The 18537-nt window shown below is 26.3% G+C and carries 16 protein-coding genes and 1 other RNA gene; 16 read left to right on the top strand and 1 reads right to left on the bottom strand.

Annotated features, from left to right (window positions below; translation table 11 throughout):
* Window positions 1-4: 4 nt before the first annotated feature.
* Window positions 5-811 (bottom strand): MlaA family lipoprotein, encoded by an 807-nt coding sequence (locus ACTTBM_RS02845; protein ID WP_440634630.1) that lies wholly within the window; start codon window positions 809-811, stop codon window positions 5-7.
* A gap of 101 nt (window positions 812-912) precedes the next feature.
* Here ACTTBM_RS02845 and ACTTBM_RS02840 point away from each other — a divergent pair, with 101 nt between their 5' ends.
* The 16 genes from ACTTBM_RS02840 to ACTTBM_RS02765 all read left to right on the top strand — a co-directional run bounded on the left by ACTTBM_RS02840 (window position 913) and on the right by ACTTBM_RS02765 (window position 18527).
* Window positions 913-1644, top strand: coding sequence for an N-acetylmuramoyl-L-alanine amidase (locus ACTTBM_RS02840; RefSeq protein WP_440634629.1), 732 nt, complete (start codon window positions 913-915; stop codon window positions 1642-1644).
* A gap of 41 nt (window positions 1645-1685) precedes the next feature.
* Window positions 1686-2042, top strand: an RNA gene (gene rnpB / locus ACTTBM_RS02835) — RNase P RNA component class A.
* A gap of 264 nt (window positions 2043-2306) precedes the next feature.
* Window positions 2307-2774, top strand: coding sequence for a division/cell wall cluster transcriptional repressor MraZ (mraZ, locus tag ACTTBM_RS02830; protein WP_440634628.1), 468 nt, complete (start codon window positions 2307-2309; stop codon window positions 2772-2774).
* A 1-nt stretch (window position 2775) separates the two neighbouring features.
* The gene (gene ftsZ / locus ACTTBM_RS02825; RefSeq protein WP_440634627.1) at window positions 2776-4251 is read left to right on the top strand and encodes a cell division protein FtsZ; all 1476 of its coding nucleotides are present in this window, start codon (window positions 2776-2778) and stop codon (window positions 4249-4251) included.
* Between the two features lie 18 nt (window positions 4252-4269).
* Window positions 4270-5280: a 16S rRNA (cytosine(1402)-N(4))-methyltransferase RsmH gene (rsmH, locus tag ACTTBM_RS02820; protein ID WP_440634626.1), complete on the top strand. Its 1011-nt coding sequence runs from the start codon at window positions 4270-4272 to the stop codon at window positions 5278-5280.
* Complete coding sequence (locus ACTTBM_RS02815) at window positions 5277-5585, top strand: cell division protein FtsL (RefSeq protein WP_440634625.1); 309 nt, start codon at window positions 5277-5279, stop codon at window positions 5583-5585. The genes rsmH and ACTTBM_RS02815 overlap by 4 nt, the downstream gene beginning before the upstream one ends.
* Window positions 5582-7273, top strand: coding sequence for a peptidoglycan D,D-transpeptidase FtsI family protein (locus ACTTBM_RS02810; protein WP_440634624.1), 1692 nt, complete (start codon window positions 5582-5584; stop codon window positions 7271-7273). Before ACTTBM_RS02815 ends, ACTTBM_RS02810 begins: the two co-directional genes overlap by 4 nt.
* Before the next feature lie 2 nt (window positions 7274-7275).
* A complete protein-coding gene (locus ACTTBM_RS02805; protein ID WP_440634623.1) occupies window positions 7276-10119 on the top strand; it encodes a UDP-N-acetylmuramoyl-L-alanyl-D-glutamate--2,6-diaminopimelate ligase in 2844 nt (947 codons plus the stop codon).
* The gene (mraY, locus tag ACTTBM_RS02800) at window positions 10120-11205 is read left to right on the top strand and encodes a phospho-N-acetylmuramoyl-pentapeptide-transferase (protein ID WP_440634622.1); all 1086 of its coding nucleotides are present in this window, start codon (window positions 10120-10122) and stop codon (window positions 11203-11205) included.
* On the top strand, window positions 11205-12488 hold the full coding sequence (murD, locus tag ACTTBM_RS02795; protein ID WP_440634621.1) for a UDP-N-acetylmuramoyl-L-alanine--D-glutamate ligase: 1284 nt from the start codon (window positions 11205-11207) through the stop codon (window positions 12486-12488). The genes mraY and murD overlap by 1 nt, the downstream gene beginning before the upstream one ends.
* Window positions 12478-13596 carry an FtsW/RodA/SpoVE family cell cycle protein gene (locus tag ACTTBM_RS02790; RefSeq protein ID WP_440634620.1) on the top strand — a complete coding sequence of 373 codons (1119 nt, stop codon included), beginning with the start codon at window positions 12478-12480 and terminating at the stop codon, window positions 13594-13596. The genes murD and ACTTBM_RS02790 overlap by 11 nt, the downstream gene beginning before the upstream one ends.
* Before the next feature lie 3 nt (window positions 13597-13599).
* On the top strand, window positions 13600-14667 hold the full coding sequence (locus tag ACTTBM_RS02785; RefSeq protein ID WP_440634619.1) for a UDP-N-acetylglucosamine--N-acetylmuramyl-(pentapeptide) pyrophosphoryl-undecaprenol N-acetylglucosamine transferase: 1068 nt from the start codon (window positions 13600-13602) through the stop codon (window positions 14665-14667).
* A complete protein-coding gene (gene murC / locus ACTTBM_RS02780; protein ID WP_440634618.1) occupies window positions 14657-16051 on the top strand; it encodes a UDP-N-acetylmuramate--L-alanine ligase in 1395 nt (464 codons plus the stop codon). The genes ACTTBM_RS02785 and murC overlap by 11 nt, the downstream gene beginning before the upstream one ends.
* Window positions 16051-16956 carry a UDP-N-acetylmuramate dehydrogenase gene (murB, locus tag ACTTBM_RS02775; protein WP_440634617.1) on the top strand — a complete coding sequence of 302 codons (906 nt, stop codon included), beginning with the start codon at window positions 16051-16053 and terminating at the stop codon, window positions 16954-16956. Before murC ends, murB begins: the two co-directional genes overlap by 1 nt.
* Window position 16957: 1 nt before the next feature.
* Window positions 16958-17872: a D-alanine--D-alanine ligase gene (locus tag ACTTBM_RS02770; RefSeq protein WP_440634616.1), complete on the top strand. Its 915-nt coding sequence runs from the start codon at window positions 16958-16960 to the stop codon at window positions 17870-17872.
* Window positions 17853-18527, top strand: coding sequence for a cell division protein FtsQ/DivIB (locus ACTTBM_RS02765; RefSeq protein ID WP_440634615.1), 675 nt, complete (start codon window positions 17853-17855; stop codon window positions 18525-18527). The genes ACTTBM_RS02770 and ACTTBM_RS02765 overlap by 20 nt, the downstream gene beginning before the upstream one ends.
* Window positions 18528-18537 lie beyond the last annotated feature (10 nt).

The raw sequence follows: 18537 nt of genomic DNA, 5'->3' as shown, positions 1-18537 counted from the left end.
TCAGTTATTTGTTTGTTTCAATTTCTTCCCAGCCATCATCATCTTCGTATATGACCTCTACATTCCCTCTTTGAATATTTTTAATTTTATTTTCTCTATCTTGTAAATACAAACTTCTTACAGATGCATAAAAATCTATTGAGTTTGTCTCAAGATTTTCAAGTGATTCAATATTATTAGCTCTAAACTCAATACCACTAATTGCTTTTGAGGTTAGATAAACTCCTTCACTTAAAAATTCGTTGTTTCCATGCACTGAAGCATTATACCAAGGATCACCACCCATTATATTTGCAAAAGAACCTGTTGTATCCCTAATTGTTGATGGACCTAGAACTGGAAGTACTAAGTAACACCCTGGACCAAAACCCCATTTACCCAGAGTTTGACCATAATCTTCTTTTTCATATTTAGGAAAACCCATTTTGTTAGCTACATCTATGGTTCCTAATAATCCAACAGTAGTGTTAACTGCTAATCGAGCAGTATTTATAATTGCAGTTTTAATATCACCCTGCAAAACATTATTTGGTATAGTTACTAAGTTAGATAAATTTTTTACAGCATTGCTAGTTCCTTTTTGAATTTTATCTGGCAACTTTCTGTATCCCTTTGCTACCGGTTTAATTACTGCTTTGTCAAGACCTTGATTAAAAGAAAATGTTGCTCTGTTCAGTTTTTCAAAACAATCTTTTGTATTTTGAGCTTCAAAATTATTTTTTTTTAAAGTTAGCTCGCCATCAGAACCCGCATTAGCACTAAATGCAATTAAGAATAGAGAAAATAATAAAATAGTTAGTTTTTTTAACATGCAATTTTATATTATATAAAATTTAATATTAAAGTAGAATTAAATTTCAAAAGTGACGATAAATTGTTAATAAATGGCCTAAATTTGTCCCCAAATTGAGTATGAAAATAATACTAAATTATTCTCCAAACTTTAATCCTAAAAGAAGAAAAAAAAGTGAGATAAAATTTATAGTTTTACACTACACTGGAATGAAATCTGAAAAAAAAGCAATAGACAAATTATTAGATCAAAACTCTAAAGTTAGCTGTCATTATTTAATTAAAAATAATGGTGACATTATTAAAATGGTACCTGAAAAATATCAGGCTTGGCATGCAGGAATTTCTAGTTGGAAAAAATATAAATCCTTAAATAAAAATTCTATTGGAATTGAAATAACCAATCCTGGTCATGAATCTAAATACATAAAATTTTCAAAAAAACAAATTTACTCACTAATACAACTAACAAAAAATTTAATTAAAAAATTTAAAATTAATTCAAAATTTATATTAGGCCATTCAGACATAGCGCCAGACAGAAAGTTAGATCCTGGTGAAAAATTTCCATGGGAGTTTTTATCAAAAAATAAAATTGGAATCTGGCATGACTTTAGTAAAAATAAAATAAAAAAAGAAAGAGGATTAAAAATTTCAACTCAATTAAAATTAAAATTTATAAATAATCTTTTCAAAATTGGTTATCCCAGAAGGTTAAAAATAAACAAAAATAAATATAATAAAATTATCACATTTGCATTTCAGAGAAGATTCAGGCAAGAACTAGTAAATGGTAAAATTGATAAAGAATGTTTATTAATAAGCGAAAACCTAATAAAAAAGCTTAATTAATTTGTCTTGTAATTTTTAAGTATAATAATAAGTTCATCTCGCCAGATAAATGACTTATCGCTTTAATTTTTTTTAAAGAGGAAAGTCCGGGCTCTACAAGGACACAGTGCCAGGTAATTCCTGGCAGGGGAAACCCTAGGGATAGTGCCACAGAAAATAAACCGCCATAACATGGCAAGGGTGAAAAGGTGTGGTAAGAGCACACCGGTTCTATTGGTAACAATGAACGCTGGAAAACCCCACTGGGAGCAAGACTAAGTAGAGATGACATTGTTGCAAAACTAAAAGCCGTCCTTGGCTAGTCATCAGGGTTAGTTGCTTGAGCTTAAGAGTGATCTTAAGCCTAGACAAATGATAGGTTTAAATGACAGAACCCGGCTTATAGTTTATCTGGCACTTCAAAGTTTAAAAAACGAAAAAACAAAATATCAATAGAATTATCTTTATAGCTAGAAGTATAAATTTAAATGGGGCTTGAATAAGCATTCTTATTATCTCAGCAAACAAATAAATGATATGGCTCGTCAATTTCAAACCATTATTTTAAATTTTTCTTGAAAAAATGACTTTTATTGAGCCCAGAATCAACATTTGACTATCATTTTAAATACCCATATATTCCCATATATTCCCATTTATGGAATTTATAAAATTAAAAATATATGTTTTTATCTACTTACGAAAACAAATTAGACAAAAAAGGGAGAGTATCTGTGCCTGCTAGTTTTAGATCTCACTTGTCCAATTTAGGCTATAATAGTGTAATTTGTTATCCATCTTTCAATAATTCCTCGATAGAGGCATGCTCTCAAGACAGAATTGAAAAAATTTCCTCTGCGATAGATTCTTTAAATCCTTTTGAGGAAAAAAGAGATTATTTTGCAACATCAATATTAGCCGAAAGCACTAATTTACAGTTTGATAGTGAAGGTAGAATTTCTCTTTCATCAAAATTATTAAAACATGCAAAAATAAAAAATAGCATGTTGTTTGTTGGTCAAGGTCAAACTTTTCAAATTTGGGAACCAACAGCTTTTGAAAAATTTAAGACATCAGCAAGAAAAAAAGCAAATTTAAATCGAGCAAGTCTTAAATGGGAAAAACATTTAAACAACAACGAGGGGAAATAAGATGACAATTAACTTTAAAGCACCAGAGATAAAAGAACTTCAGCCACGACTTTTAGTTTTAGGAGTAGGTGGAGCTGGAGGAAACGCAATAAATGAAATGATTGATAATAAACTTCAGGGAGTAGAGTTTATTGCTGTAAATACAGATGCTCAAGATTTAAAGTTAAGCAAAGCAAAAACTAGAATTCAAATTGGTTTAAATTTAACGAAGGGTTTAGGTGCAGGTGCAAAATTAGATATAGGACAAGCGGCTGCCGATGAATCTTTAAATGAAATTGTAAATACACTTCAAGGTGCAAATATGGTTTTCATTGCAGCTGGTATGGGTGGTGGTACGGGCACTGGTGCTGCTCATGTCATCGCTAGAGCTGCTAAAGAATTAAATATATTAACTGTAGGTGTTGTGACTCTTCCATTTTTATATGAAGGCCCCTCTAGAATGCGAAGAGCACAACAAGGATTGGAAGAATTAAGAAAACATGTGGATACTATTATTGTAATTCCAAACCAAAATCTATTTAAAATTGCAAATGAACAAACAACTTTTGAAGAGTCTTTTAATCTTTCAAATAATGTTTTGATGCATGGAGTTCAGAGTATTACAGATTTAATGGTAAGACCTGGATTAATTAATTTAGATTTTGCAGATGTTGAAACTGTAATGGCCTCAATGGGCAAAGCAATGATGGGAACTGGAGAAGCTGAAGGTGAGGGTAGAGCACTTAAAGCTGCAGAGATGGCGATTAGCAACCCATTAATTGACGATTACACTTTAAAGGGTGCTAAAGGGTTACTAGTAAATATTACTGGTGGTAAAGACTTAAAACTTTTTGAAGTTGACGAAGCAGTTAACAAAGTAAGAGCAGAGGTTGATCCAGAAGCTGAGTTAATTATTGGAGCAATAACTGATGCTGACTTAGACGGAAAAATGAGAGTTTCAATTGTTGCAACTTCATTAGATGGACAACAACCTGAATCTAAATCAGTGGTAAATATGGTGCACAGAATACAAAATCGTAATCCAGGTTATTCTGATTTTTCAAATATGGGGTCTCCAGCATTTAATTTTTCAAACACATCAAGCCCAATTACTCATGGTGCTAACGCTCTTAAGGTTGAGAATGAGATGGTTCAAGAACAAGAACAAGTAAGAGTTGAAAACAATATGATGAACGAAAATTTCGCTTCAGAAAATAGTGCAATAACAGAAAACATTGTCGAGGACAGCACTGTAAATGAAATGGAAAAATCATTTACTCAAGAAGCAGTAGAAACATTTGAAGAAAAAAATCCTGATGAAAATGTTCAAGAAGAACCATCAAATGATCTCAAGGAGTTTGGCGTAGATTCAGATTCACCAGATTTATTTAGTTCAGAAAGTGAAAACTCTTCACCATCAGATTTGTTGAATTCTGAAGATCAAGAAGATGAAGATGATCTTGAAATTCCTGCTTTCCTAAGAAGACAAAAAAATTAATGGTCTTCAAAGAAATAAATGGAAGCCACCATAGTACCGGATGTACAAAAACATTATCCAGTACTGCTAGAAGAAATTATTAGCGTTATCACCCCTCAACATGGTGGCACATTTATAGACTGTACATTTGGTCAAGGTGGATATTCAAAAAAAATATTAGAGTTTGAAAATACAAAAGTTATAGGACTTGATAGGGATATTGAAAGTCAAAAAGTTGCAAATTCAATTTTAGAAAATTTTGAAGATAGATTTATTTTCAAAAATTTAAAATTTAGTCAATTAACAAATTTAAAAATTAAAAACGAAAATATCAAAGGTGTTATTTTTGATCTAGGATATTCATTAACACAAATGAAAGATCCAAAAAAAGGATTGTCATTCAACTCAATGACAGATTTAAATATGCAATTAGGTTTAAATAACTATTCAGCTGCTGATGCTATAAATAAACTTGATGCAAAAGATTTGGAGAAAATTTTTAAATACTTTGGAGATGAAAAAGATGCAAAATATATTTCTAAAAATATTGTAAAAGAAAGATTAAATAAGAAAATTGATACACAGGGTTTAATTAAAATTGTTGATAAATCAAAAATAAGAAAAAATTTTAAAGTACATAATTCAACTAAAGTTTTTCAAGCGCTTAGAATTTTTGTAAATAAAGAAATTAGTGAATTAATTTATGGACTGATAAATGCTACAAAAGTACTAAAAAAAGGAGGTGTTTTAGCAGTTGTTACGTTTCACTCTTTGGAAGATAAAATTGTAAAATATTTTTTAAAAAGCCTTTCTCAAAATAAAAGTATTTCAAGATATACACCTCATACTGAACAAAAAGAAACTCTTTTTAATTTAAGTCAAAAAAAACCAATTGTTCCATCTAATCTTGAGATAAAAGAAAATCCACCTTCGAGATCTGCAAAACTAAGATATGCAATTAAGAAAAGTGATTTCTTTAATTTTGATACAGATATAGAGGAAAAATTTAAAAATTTTTTAGAAATTGAAAAGTTTGGAGATAAACTTTGAAAAAATTATTACTAGCATTAACAATTATAATTTTAGTTTTAACTACAGCAATTATCAAAAATACTACAAAAAAAATCGAAGATAAAATATTTGCTTACAAAGAAAGCGTAAGACTTTTAAAGTCAGAATTAGAAAATATTCAGTTGGAATATGATTACCTAAGTTCTGCTGAAAAATTATTGGAATATCAATCTTTGTATTTTGAAGATCAATTAGTTCAAAAAAAAATAGAAGATATTAAAATTTATAATATTTCAGAAAATACAAATAAATTAGAGGATTATAAAATAACTAAGGAAAAATGAGCAATTTCAAAGAAAGATTAACAATTGAAGATCACAAAAATGATTTTGTTTATAAAAAAAACAATACTGGATTAAATATTCAATTTAATCGAGTTGCATTTATTTTTTTTGTCTTTTTTATTATTTATTCAATATACACAATACATTTAATTCATTTAGGCTCTCGAGAGGCAAAAATTGAAAATACAATCAACACACTTCCTTTTAGTAGCAATCTTTATAGAGCGGATATTTTAGATATTAATGGAAATTATTTAGCAAAAACAGTTAAGTCTATTGATGTTGGTCTTAAAACTTCAGATATAATTAGTAAAGAAAAATTACTGTTAAGTCTAAAAATTATTTTCCCAGATAAGGATTTTAATAAAATTGAAAAAAAAATAGAAAACAAAAAGTTTTTTTATTTAGAGAAAAAAATTTCTGAGGAAAAATATGAGCAACTTATGAAGTTGGGAGATAAATCTCTTATCCCTGAAGAAAAAGTGCTGAGAATGTATCCACAGAAAAATCTTTTTAGTCATATTTTGGGACAAATAGACAATGACAACAATGGTATTTCCGGATTAGAAAAATCATTAAATGAAGAACTTAGATCATCTAGAGAACCAATTACATTAACTGTTGATAAAGACATTCAATTTTTAATTAGAAAAGAATTATTAAAATATCAGGAAATTTTTAAAAGCAAAGGAAGTGCAGCAATTTTAATGGATGTTAATAATGGCAATATACTCTCTTTAGTCTCGTTACCTGATTTTAATCCAAATGAGAGAAAAAATATATCGGATGTCAATTATATTAATAGAGTAACAAAAGGAACATATGAACTTGGTTCAGTTTTTAAAGTTTTTACTTTTGCAAGCGCTTTAAATGAAAAATTAATTGAACCAGATACTGAATTTTTAGATTTACCAAAATCAATTAAGTGTGATCGATACAGAATTGGAGAATATGATAATGAAATACCTTCAGATTTAACTGCTGAGCAAATTTTAGTTAGATCTGGAAACATTGGATCTGTACGAATTGCTCAAAAAGTTGGTCCAGAAAAATTTAAATCTTTTTTAGAGGATATTGGAGTATTGACTCAGATTAATTTTGACATTGAAGAAGTAGCACCTCAAAATGATTATGATTTTGGAAAGTGTAGATTGGCAACAGCCTCTTTTGGTCATGGAGTAGCAACAACCATTCTTCAACTAGCAAAAGGATACGCTATTTTGGCTAATGGTGGCTACGATGTAAAACCAACATTGGTTTTTAAGGAAAATAATAAAAAAAATAACAATAGAAGAATAATTAATAAAGGAATTTCAGAACAAGTTGTTAATGCTTTAAGAAAAATTGTTAATACAGAGGAAGGTACCGCTAGATTTGCAGATGTTAAAAATTATGAAATTGGAGGTAAAACAGGAACAGCCGACCAACCAGAAGGAGGAAAATATTCAGAGGCAAAAATAAATACTTTTAGTTCAGTATTTCCAACATCAAATCCACAATTTGTATTTGTTGTGATGTTAGACACACCTAAAAAATCAAAGGATTACTATTATAAGTATAGGCATAGAAAAGGTGGATGGAAGGGAACACTTTATAATACAGCTGGGTGGACATCAGTAGAGGTAGCAGGCAAAGTAATTGACAAAATTGGGCCTATTTTAGCCACAAAATATTTACAGGTTGACTAATAATGTTACTTGGAAATTATTTTGACGGTATCCAAAAAAAATATAAAAAATTATTTTTTTCAGGTATTTCTTTTAATACTAGATCTTTAAAAAAAAATAACATTTTCTTTGCAATTAAGGGAAACAGTATAGATGGAAATAAATTCATTTCTGAAGCTATAGAAAAAGGTTCTAAAATAATTATAACAGAACAAAAAATAAAAGATTTTCGTAAAGGAATTTACTTTATAAGAACAGAGAATATAAGAAAATTATTAGCAGAAGTCTCATTTAAAATTTACAACAAAATACCAAAAAATTTAGTAGCTGTTACAGGAACTAATGGAAAATCTTCAGTTGCTGAATTTTATCTTCAAATAATGAAATTAAATAAAAAAAAAGTAGCTTCAATTGGAACATTAGGAGTTAAATCAAAAAATATTAAATTAAATTTATTTAATACAACTATTGATCCAATTAGGTTAGGCCAGATCTTACAAAAATTAAAAAAAGAAAAAGTTGAAAACGTTATCATGGAAGCTTCCAGTCATGGACTAAAACAAAATAGATTAGATGGATTAAATTTTAAATCCGGAATTTTTACAAATTTATCACAAGATCATCTTGATTATCACAAAAATTTAAAAAATTATTTAAAAGCAAAACTTTATTTATTTGAGAATTTAATACAAAAAAAAGGAAATATAATTACAGATAAAAATATACCTCAATATAAAACAATCAAGAAAATCTCTTTAAAGAAAAAATTAAAATTATCAGCAATAAATGAAAAGAAAAGTAATTTTGAAATATTATCTCATAGATATGATAATGAAAATCAACTAATCAAATTTAAACATAAAAATTTAATTAAGGAAATTAATTTAAATTTAATAGGTAAAATTCAAATAAAGAATATTTTGATGGCTGCAATGGCAGCACAAAAAAGCAATTTAAATTTTGAAAATATTTTGAAAGTCTTACCAAAATTAAAACCAGTTGAAGGTAGATTGGAAAAAATTGGAAAAATTAAAAATAATTCAATTATTATTCTTGATTATGCACATACGCCTGATGCTTTAAAAGTCTGTCTTTTAAATATTAAGGAGCAATTTCCTGATAAAAAGTTAAACCTTTTATTTGGTTGTGGGGGGAATAGAGACCAAAACAAAAGAATGAAAATGGGTAAAATAGCAAGTATTTATGCAGATAATATCTACCTAACTGATGATAACCCTCGTTACGAAAACCCAGTGAATATAAGAAAAGATATTAAAAAGGGAATTAATGGTAAGAAAATTATAGAAATTTCTAATAGAGGAAAAGCAATATCAGAAGCTATTAAAAATTTGAAAAGTGGAGACGTCTTAGTAGTTGCAGGAAAAGGGCACGAAAGCACTCAGGAAATTGGTAAAAAGGAAATTAAATTTTCTGATAGAAAAAAAATTCTAACCGAAATCAAATTGAAAAACGAAAATCTGTCTGATCAATTAAAGATAAATATAATCACAGAACTTTCCAAAACTCAAAAATTATCAAAGTCTATTTCTATAAATAATGCTAGGATTAATTCTAATGAAGTAAGTAAAAATGACGTATTTTTTGCTATCAAAGGAAAAGTAAATGATGGAAATAATTTTGTTTCACAATCATTTAAGAAGAAAGCATCATTAGCAATTGTAAATAAAATTCAAAATAATCTTGATATTAAAAGACAGATAGAAGTTAAAAACACCTTAAATTTTTTAACAAATGTTTCAAAAGTATATAGAAAAAATATAAGCACTAACATTATAGCTATTACAGGTAGTTGTGGGAAGACTACACTCAAAGAATTATTGGGAAGTGTGTTGGGAAAAATTTCAATTACAAGTATATCACCAAAGTCTTATAACAATAAATTTGGAGTTCCTTTAAGTCTTCTTAATATTAAAGAAAATGATAAATATGGAGTTTTAGAAGTAGGAATGGACAAAAAAGGTGAGATTGATTATCTAACAAAAATAATTGAGCCAAATGTTGGTGTTATTACAAATATAAATTATGCACATGCAAAAAATTTTAAAAATTTAAAAGAGATAGCTTTAGCAAAATCAGAGATCGTAAATAATATTAAATTGAATGGTTCTATTATCTTAAATGCAGATGATAAATTTTTTAAACTTCATAGACAAATTTCTAAAAAGAAAAAACTTAAATTAATTTCATTTGGCATCAAAAGTAAAAGAGCAGATATTAAATTAATAGATATTAAATCTTTTAGAAAAAATTTTAAAATTAAAATAAGATTTATGAATAAAATTAAACATTTTATAATCTCTGATGACTATCAAAACAATATTTATAATATTCTATCTGCATTAGCTGTTATTAGTGTGAATTCAAATATATTTAATTTAAATAAAAATATTTTTTTAAATTTCAAAATTCCTGATGGAAGAGGGGACCATTCAACAATAAAAATAAATAATAAAAAAATAAATTTAATTGATCAAAGTTATAACTCAAACCCATTATCACTAAGTTCAGCTATTAAAAATTTTGATAAAATAAAGTCAAACAAGTCTAAAAAATATTTGCTGCTTGGAGATATGTTAGAGCTTGGTAGTTATTCTAAAAAACTTCATGAATCTATTGCTCCATTAATTAATCAAACTAAAATTGATAAAGTTTTTGTAAAAGGAAAAATGGCTTCTTTGATATATAAAAAAATATCTAATAGTAAAAAAGGTAAAATATTACGCAACAAATCTGAGATAGATGATTTGATTAGAAATGATATTAAAAACAATGATTATTTAATGATTAAAGCCTCACTTGCGACAGGTTTCAATAAGATAGTTAATGAAATAAAAGGTTTAAACTAAATGCTATACCAGTTTCTATTAAATTTCGTTGATAATTTTAGCTTTTTAAACGTCTTTAAATATTTAACTTTTAGAACAGGTTTATCTTTTTTTACATCATTAGTGATAGTTCTATTTATTGGTGGACCTTTTATAAAATTTTTTTCAAATCAAAAAATTTTTAATCCAATCAGGGAGGATGGACCTGAAGATCACATAGTTAAAAAAATTGGAACACCAACAATGGGTGGAATTATTATTTTACTTGGCCTAATTATTTCAGTTATTTTATGGGCAGATTTATCAAATATTAATATTTTATTTTGTTTATACATTGCTCTTTCATTTGGATTACTTGGTGCATTTGATGATTATAAAAAAATTAAGCAAAGTAATTCCTCTGGTATTTCATCAAAGTTTAAAATAACTGTACAAATTATTTTAGCGTTATTAGGAGTAACTTTGTTTGTTTATTTGAATGATTATCAAGATTTAAATAATTTATATTTTCCTTTTTTTAAAAATTTAATAATTAATCTTGGATGGTTTTTTATACCTTTTGCTGTATTTGTAATAATAGGTTCTTCTAATGCTGTAAATCTTACAGATGGTCTAGACGGTTTAGCGACAGTACCAGTAATATTGGTGGCAGCTTGTTTTGCATTTATAAGCTATGTAAGTGGAAATATTGTTTTTTCAAATTATTTACAAATTCCTTATATTGAAGGAACAGGTGAAGTTGCAATTTTTTGTGGAGCAATTATTGGAGCTTGCTTAGGATTTTTATGGTTTAATGCTCCTCCAGCTAAAATTTTTATGGGAGACACAGGCTCTTTATCTTTAGGTGGTTCACTAGGAGCTGTAGGTATTATAACAAAACACGAGATTGTTCTAGCAATAACGGGAGGTCTTTTCGTTTTAGAAGCAGTCTCTGTAATGGTTCAGGTAATTTCATTTAAACTTACAGGAAAAAGAATTTTTAGAATGGCTCCGATACATCATCATTTTGAGAAAAAAGGTTGGCCCGAGTCCACTGTAGTTATTAGATTTTGGATTATCTCAATAATTTTAGCAATGATAGGACTTGCTACGTTAAAATTAAGATAATGAAAAATAAAAAAAATATTTTTTTAAGAAAAAAAATATTAATATATGGACTAGGCAAAAGTGGAATATCTTCATATAAATTTTTAAAAAAAAAAGCAGATGTTTATCTTTTTGATGATAGTCCAAAAATAAATAAAAAAATATTAAGTTTAAGTGAACTTTCAAAAATAAGTTTTGATGTAATTATTATTAGTCCAGGAATAGATATTTCAAAATGTAAATTATCGACATTCTTGAAAAAAAATTCACGAAAAATTTATACAGATCTTGATGTTTTGTACTCTTTTTATGATAATTTGAGCATAACAATCACAGGTACTAATGGAAAATCAACTACAGCAAAAATACTTCAAAATGCTTTGGTTGATCAAAAAAAAGATGCTCGATTAATTGGGAATATAGGAAACCCAGCACTTGCAGAGAAAAAAATAACAAAAAAAACGATTTTTGTAATCGAAGCCTCCTCTTATCAGCTAGATTATTCAAAGATTTTCAGATCAAAATATAGCTTAATTTTAAACATTTCAGCAGATCATATTGAGAGACACAAGAACCTAAAAAATTACGTTAATGCAAAATTTAAATTAATCGAGTCTCAAGTTAAGGGAAATTTTGCGTATGTTAAGAAAAATGATTCATTAATTTCAAAAAAAATTAAAAAAAATAAATTTAAGTCAAAAATTTATAAAGTTGATATCTCAAATTTGAAATACATAATTGATAAGATTAGTAATAAATACTTTGCTTCTGACGGCAATAGAGAAAATCTTTCATTTATTTTTGAAATTGCACCTAAATTGAAACTTTCTAAGAAAAGATTAATCCAAACAATTAATAATTTTAAAGGTCTTGATTATAGACAACAAATTGTTTTTGATAAAAAAAATTTAACAATAATAAACGACTCCAAATCAACAAGCTTTGCTTCTTCAGAAAATATATTAAATAATTTGAATGATGTTTATTGGATTTTGGGAGGAATACCAAAAAAAAATGATAAGTTCAAATTATCTAAAATAAAATGTAAAAATATAAAAGCGTTCATTTTTGGTTCACATCGAAATAAGTTTCATAAAGTTTTGAGAAATAAATTAAAGGTTAAAAAATATAAATCTTTAAATGAAACCTTACGTGCAATTTTCTTAGAGATAAAAGATCAAGAAATTAAAAAAAATATAATTTTTTTTAGTCCTGCTGGTGCATCATTTGATAGTTTTAAAAATTTTGAAGATAGAGGTGATTATTTTAATAAAATAGTTAAAAAAATAATATATGCAAAGTAATAGCATAATTTATAAATTTTATTACCAGTGGTGGAAAAATATAGACAAACCTATATTACTTTTAGTTAGCTTTTTATTCATTATTGGACTTTTTTTCTCTTTAGTGTCAACATCACTCATAGCTTCAGACAAATTAGATACCAACAATTATTTCTTTTTTTTTAAACATTTAATTTATGTAATTATCGGAGTAATTTTAATTTTTATTTTTTCATCTTTAAATCAAGATAAATTGTATAAATTTTCAATAATTCTCTTTTTTATTTCATTACTCTCTTTGTTTTTAGTACCTATAATTGGCATAGAAGTTAAGGGATCAAGGAGATGGATCGATTTATTTTTTCTGCCAAGATTTCAACCCATAGAAATAGTAAAACCTTTTTTGATTGTAATTTTTGCAATTATATTATGTAAAAATGAAACCAATATTTTATTCAAATATTTAGCATCAACAATTTTAATGACTTTAGTTTCTTTGCTACTGATCATTCAGCCAGATATTGGCCAAACATTATTAGTAGTTTTTTTATGGGCTGTTTTGATTTTTTGTTCAGGTATTAATTTATATTTCTTGCTCGCAATCTCTTCTACTGGATTAATTTTGTTGTCCTATATGATTATTTACATACCAAAATTTAGTTATATTAAAGCTAGAATTTTTTCATTTTTTGATAAAGAAACAGGTACTCATAATTTTCAATCAGATAAAGCAATAGAGTCAATAACAAGTGGTGGTTTTTTTGGAAAAGGGATTGGAGAAGGAACACTTAAAAATAGAGTACCAGAAGCGCATACTGATTATATTATTTCAGTAATTTCTGAAGAGTTTGGTGTGATTGCCATAATTTTAATCTTAATTTTGTTTTTAGTCTTAATTTATATGGTTTTTAAAAAAATAAGTTTTGAAACTGAGGAGCAAAATAAACTTATTCTAATCGGATCAGTAAGTTTAATTCTTATGCAGGCCACAATTCATATTGGAGTTAATATAAGATTATTTCCAACAACCGGAATGACATTACCTTTTTTAAGTTATGGTGGTTCTTCAATTGTAAGTACCTCAATATTGACAGGTATAATTTTAAACTTAACAAAAAGAAAAATATAATAGGTGAGAGAAAAAGTATTAATTTCCACTGGAGGTTCTGGAGGACATGTAATTCCCGCAATTACAATTCATGACCATTTAAAAGAAGAATATGACACAATAATCTCAACAGATTCTAGAGGATTAAAATATTTAGAAAAAAATGATTATAGATCTATTTTAATTGATACACCAAAGTTTAATAGCTTAATACTTTTTCCTTTTTCATTATTTAAAGTCTTAATATTAACAATTAATTCTCTAAAAATATTAAAAAAAGAAAAAATTTCTTACTTAATTTCAACGGGTGGGTACATGTCTTTACCTTTATGTTTAGCAGCAAAAATTCTAAATATTAAAATTTTTTTAATTGAACCAAATATGGTTTTAGGAAGAGCAAATAAATTTTTTTTAAATTTTTCTAAAAAATTAATTTGTTATTCAAAAAACTTAAAAAAGTATCCAAAAAAATTTGAAAATCAAAAAAAAATTTCAAAACCTTTTATAAGAAAAAAATATTATGAAGCAAATTTACATAAAAGAGATGTAAATTTATTTACCATTATGATTATTGGAGGTAGTCAAGGAGCTAAAATTTTTGATACACTTATTAATGAATCAATTTTGAGTGTCTCAAAATCTTACTTAATTAATGTAATTCATCAAACTAGTGAAAAAAACATAAAATATTTAAAAAATTTTTATAAAATTAATAATATAGAAAGCAATGTTTTTAGTTTTGATCAAAATTTAAATGAACTTATGAAACAGTCTGATTTATGTATATCAAGGTCAGGCGCTTCAAGCTTAGCTGAAATATCATTTATGAATATTCCTTTTATCGCCATACCACTTCCTAGTTCTAAGGATAATCATCAATATGAAAATGCTAAATATTATTATGATAAAGATTGTTGCTGGATAATTGATCAAAAAAAATTTGATAAAAAGAAATTTGAAGAATTATTGATAAAAATATTAAAGAAAGACGAAGAATATGTCGCAAAAAAAGAAAATTTAAAAAAATTAAATTATCAAAATACTTGGAATAATGTTAATCAAAATTTATTGGGAATTTTAAATGAAAATTGAATTAGCTAAATCAGAGGTTATTCATTTTGTTGGTATAGGTGGGATAGGGATGAGCGGCCTTTCAATGATAATGAAGAGAAAAGGTTTTAAAGTTCAAGGAAGTGATATTTCAAATAATAAAAATATTAATAGGATTAGAAAAGAAAAAATCAAAGTTTATGTTGGACATAAAAAACAGAATATAAATAAGGCTACAATTCTGGTTGTTTCTTCTGCAATTAAAAAAAATAACCCAGAATTAATTGAGGCAAAATCAAAAGGTCTACCAATATACAAAAGAGGAGAAATGCTAGCAAACATTGTATCTCTTTCTAAAAATATTGTTGTCGTTGGATCTCACGGTAAAACAACAACTACTTCTTTAATTGCATCAATTTTTCAAAATACAAAATTAGACCCAACGATAATTAATGGAGGAGTTATAAATTCAATCAATAATACAGCAAAATTAGGTAAAAGTGATTGGTCTATTTTGGAGGCTGATGAGTCTGATGGTAGCTTTATATTTATTCCGCCAACTTACTCCATCATAACAAATATTGATAGAGAGCACATGGATTTTTATAATTCGATGAAAAAATTAAATAAATATTTTATTGATTTTGTTGAGAAGGTTCCATCTTTTGGAAAATCATTTATCTGTTTAGATGATAAGAACAATAAAAATCTAATAAAAAATATTAAAAAGAAAAATTTCTATACATACGGTGAAGACCCTAAATCAAACTTCTCTATAAAAAATATAAATCAATTTAAAGAATTTTCAAAGTTTGATTTATTAATAAAGTTACCAAATAAAAAAAATCGATATTTAAAAAATATAACAATACCTCTACTTGGAAATCATAATATTAAAAATGCAGTTGCTGCTCTTGCGGTATCGTTCACTGTTGGAATATCAATATTTGACATAAAAAAAGGACTTAAAAATTTTAAAGGTGTTCAAAGAAGGTTTAATAAGATTTTTTCTTTTAATAATGTTGATTTTTTTGATGACTATGCACATCATCCAACTGAGATAAGAGAAGTGCTTAATGGGGTAATGAAAGTATATAAAGGTTATGAGAAGATATGTATTTTTCAACCACATAGAATATCAAGAGTAAAAGATTTAAAAAAAGAATTTAGTTTCGCTTTTAGAGATGCAGATAAAGTAATTTTATTTCCAATTTATAATGCTGGTGAAAAAATAAAACTCGGATTTAGTTATCTTAATTTTGCAAAACAAATTATCAAAAATTCGAGGGTTGAATTATTAATGATCGAGGATCAATTGCAATTAGCAAAATATGTAAAAAGTAATATTTATGGAAAAAAAATTGTAATTGGTATGGGTGCTGGTTCAATTTCAAGCTGGATGAGAGAATTACCTAAATATTTATAATGAAAACTAATTTGAAAGAACTGTCAGAAGAGTTTGGTCAAAACCTTAAGCTAGACTTTGATTTAAAAAAAAAAAATTGGTTTAATATTGGTGGTAAAGTTAAAATTTATTTTAAAGCAGATAATTTAAAAGATTTAATCAAATTTTTAAAAATTATAGAAAATAAAGAAAATATCTTTGTCTTAGGTGGAGGATCTAACACATTAATAACCGACGACAAATATGACGGTGTAGTAATCAAACTTGCAAATAATTTTAACAATTTATCAGTTCTGTCAGATGATATAATTATTGCAGGAAGTATTGTTAGTGACAAGTCATTATCAGAATTTGCATTAGAAAATAGTTTAGGTGGTTTTGAATTTTTGTCTTGTATACCAGGTACAGTTGGAGGTGGAATTAAAATGAATGCTGGCTGTTTTAATAGAGAATTTAAAGATATTCTAATTTCAATTCAAGCAGTTACTAAATCTGGTCAGGTAGTAACTATACCTGCAAAAGATATAAATTTTAAATACAGAGATAGCGGTTTATCTGATGACCTTATTTTTTTAAGCGCCTCCTTTAAAGGGTTTAAGAAAGAAAAAGAATTAATCCAAAATGAAATGAATTTTTTAAAAGAAAAAAAAGAAAAAGCACAACCAACAAGAATTAAAACCAGCGGAAGTACTTTTAAAAACCCTTTAGATCAATCTGAAAAAAAGGTTTGGGAATTAATAAAAGAGTCTGTTCCATTAGATATTTCTTTTGGTGATGCATATATTTCAGAAAAACACTGTAATTTTTTTGTAAATAAAGGTAATGCTAAATTTAAAGACATGAAGAATTTGATCAAATATGTCTCAAAAAATGTCTTTGAGAAAACAGGTGTAAAGTTAGAAACTGAAATTAAAATTTTAGAATAAATTGAAAAAAAAAATACTAATACTTTCGGGTGGAATTTCAAAGGAGAGATTAATTAGCCTCGATACAGGTAATCAAGTTGCCAAAGAACTTAAAAAAAATGGATATAAAATTGAGATTTCTGAACCAGATAGATCTTTACATTTAATTATCAAAAAATTTAAACCTGATATAATTTTTAATGCATTACATGGTCAATTTGGAGAGGATGGATATATCCAAAGTATTTTAGAGAAGTTTAAAATTCCTTATACCCACTCTGGTGTTGTTGCTTCATCTATAGCTATGGATAAAGAAATTTCAAAAAAAATTTTTATAAAAAATAAAATTAATACACCAAAATTTTTTGTTTATAATTATGGTTATAAATCATCTACCTTAATAAAAAAAATTAAGTCAAAATTAAAATTTCCTGTTGTCATAAAACCTTTAAATGAGGGTTCAAGTGTTAATGTTTTTATATGCAACAAATCTAATTTAACACAAAAAGTTAAATCATTAAAAGATTACAAAAAAATTATGATTGAGGAATTTATTGGAGGAAGAGAAATTCAAGTAGCAATTATGGGTAATAAAAAACTTGGAGCAATTGAATTAAAACCCAAAAGAGCTTTCTATGATTATCAAGCAAAGTACAACACAAATGCAAAAACTGAACACATTATTCCAGTAAATTTATTGGATAAAAAATTAAATGAAGTAATGAACATTGCGCTCAAAGCACATCAGATCATTGGTTGTTCTGGTGTTACACGTTCAGATTTTAAATATTACAAGGGTAAATTTTATTTGTTAGAAATTAACACTCAACCAGGTATGACTAAATTATCTCTCGTCCCAGAAATAGCTTCTTATAAAGGAATAAGCTTTTTAAAATTAATTGAATGGATTTTAAAAGATGCATCAAAGAAAAAATAAAAAAATCTTAATTTATTTTTTTTTATTAATTTTAGTGGGCTCGATAAATAATAACTCAACAAATAATTTAAAATTTGAAAAAATTAAAAATATAAGTATTTTTGGTTTAGATGAAAATGACCAAAAAATAATACTTTATAACTTAAATAATTTAGGTCTAAAAAATATTTTTTTTATTAATAAAAAAAATCTTCAAAGCATAATCGAGTCTAATTCATTAGTTGAAGAGTATAACGTTATAAAAAAATATCCTCATTCAATTGATATTAATATTAAGAAGACAAATTTTATTGCTAGGATCAATAAAAATGGAAAGTTTTTTTTATTAGGTAACAATGGCAAACTATCAAATAATGATATTTCAAATATACAACTACCGTACATATTTGGGAGTCCAGAGATAAGTGAGGTAGTTAAATTAAAAAAAATTATTGATCAATCAAATATTGTTTATTCACAAATAGAGTCTCTACTTTATTTCAAATCTAATAGATGGGATTTAAAATTTACCAATAATTTATTAATTAAATTACCTGAAAAAATTGACAAAGAAACTTTAGATAAAATATCATTTTTTTTAGAAAATATTGAATTAGAGAATAAAAAGATATTGGATGCTAGAATAAAAAATCAAATAATAATATCAAATGAATGATGTATTAGTT

Origin of the sequence: Candidatus Pelagibacter sp. HIMB1746 (assembly GCF_052047555.1) — a bacterium.
In the GTDB taxonomy this organism is placed as follows: domain Bacteria; phylum Pseudomonadota; class Alphaproteobacteria; order Pelagibacterales; family Pelagibacteraceae; genus Pelagibacter.
This window is presented reverse-complemented; position numbering and strand designations above follow the sequence as displayed.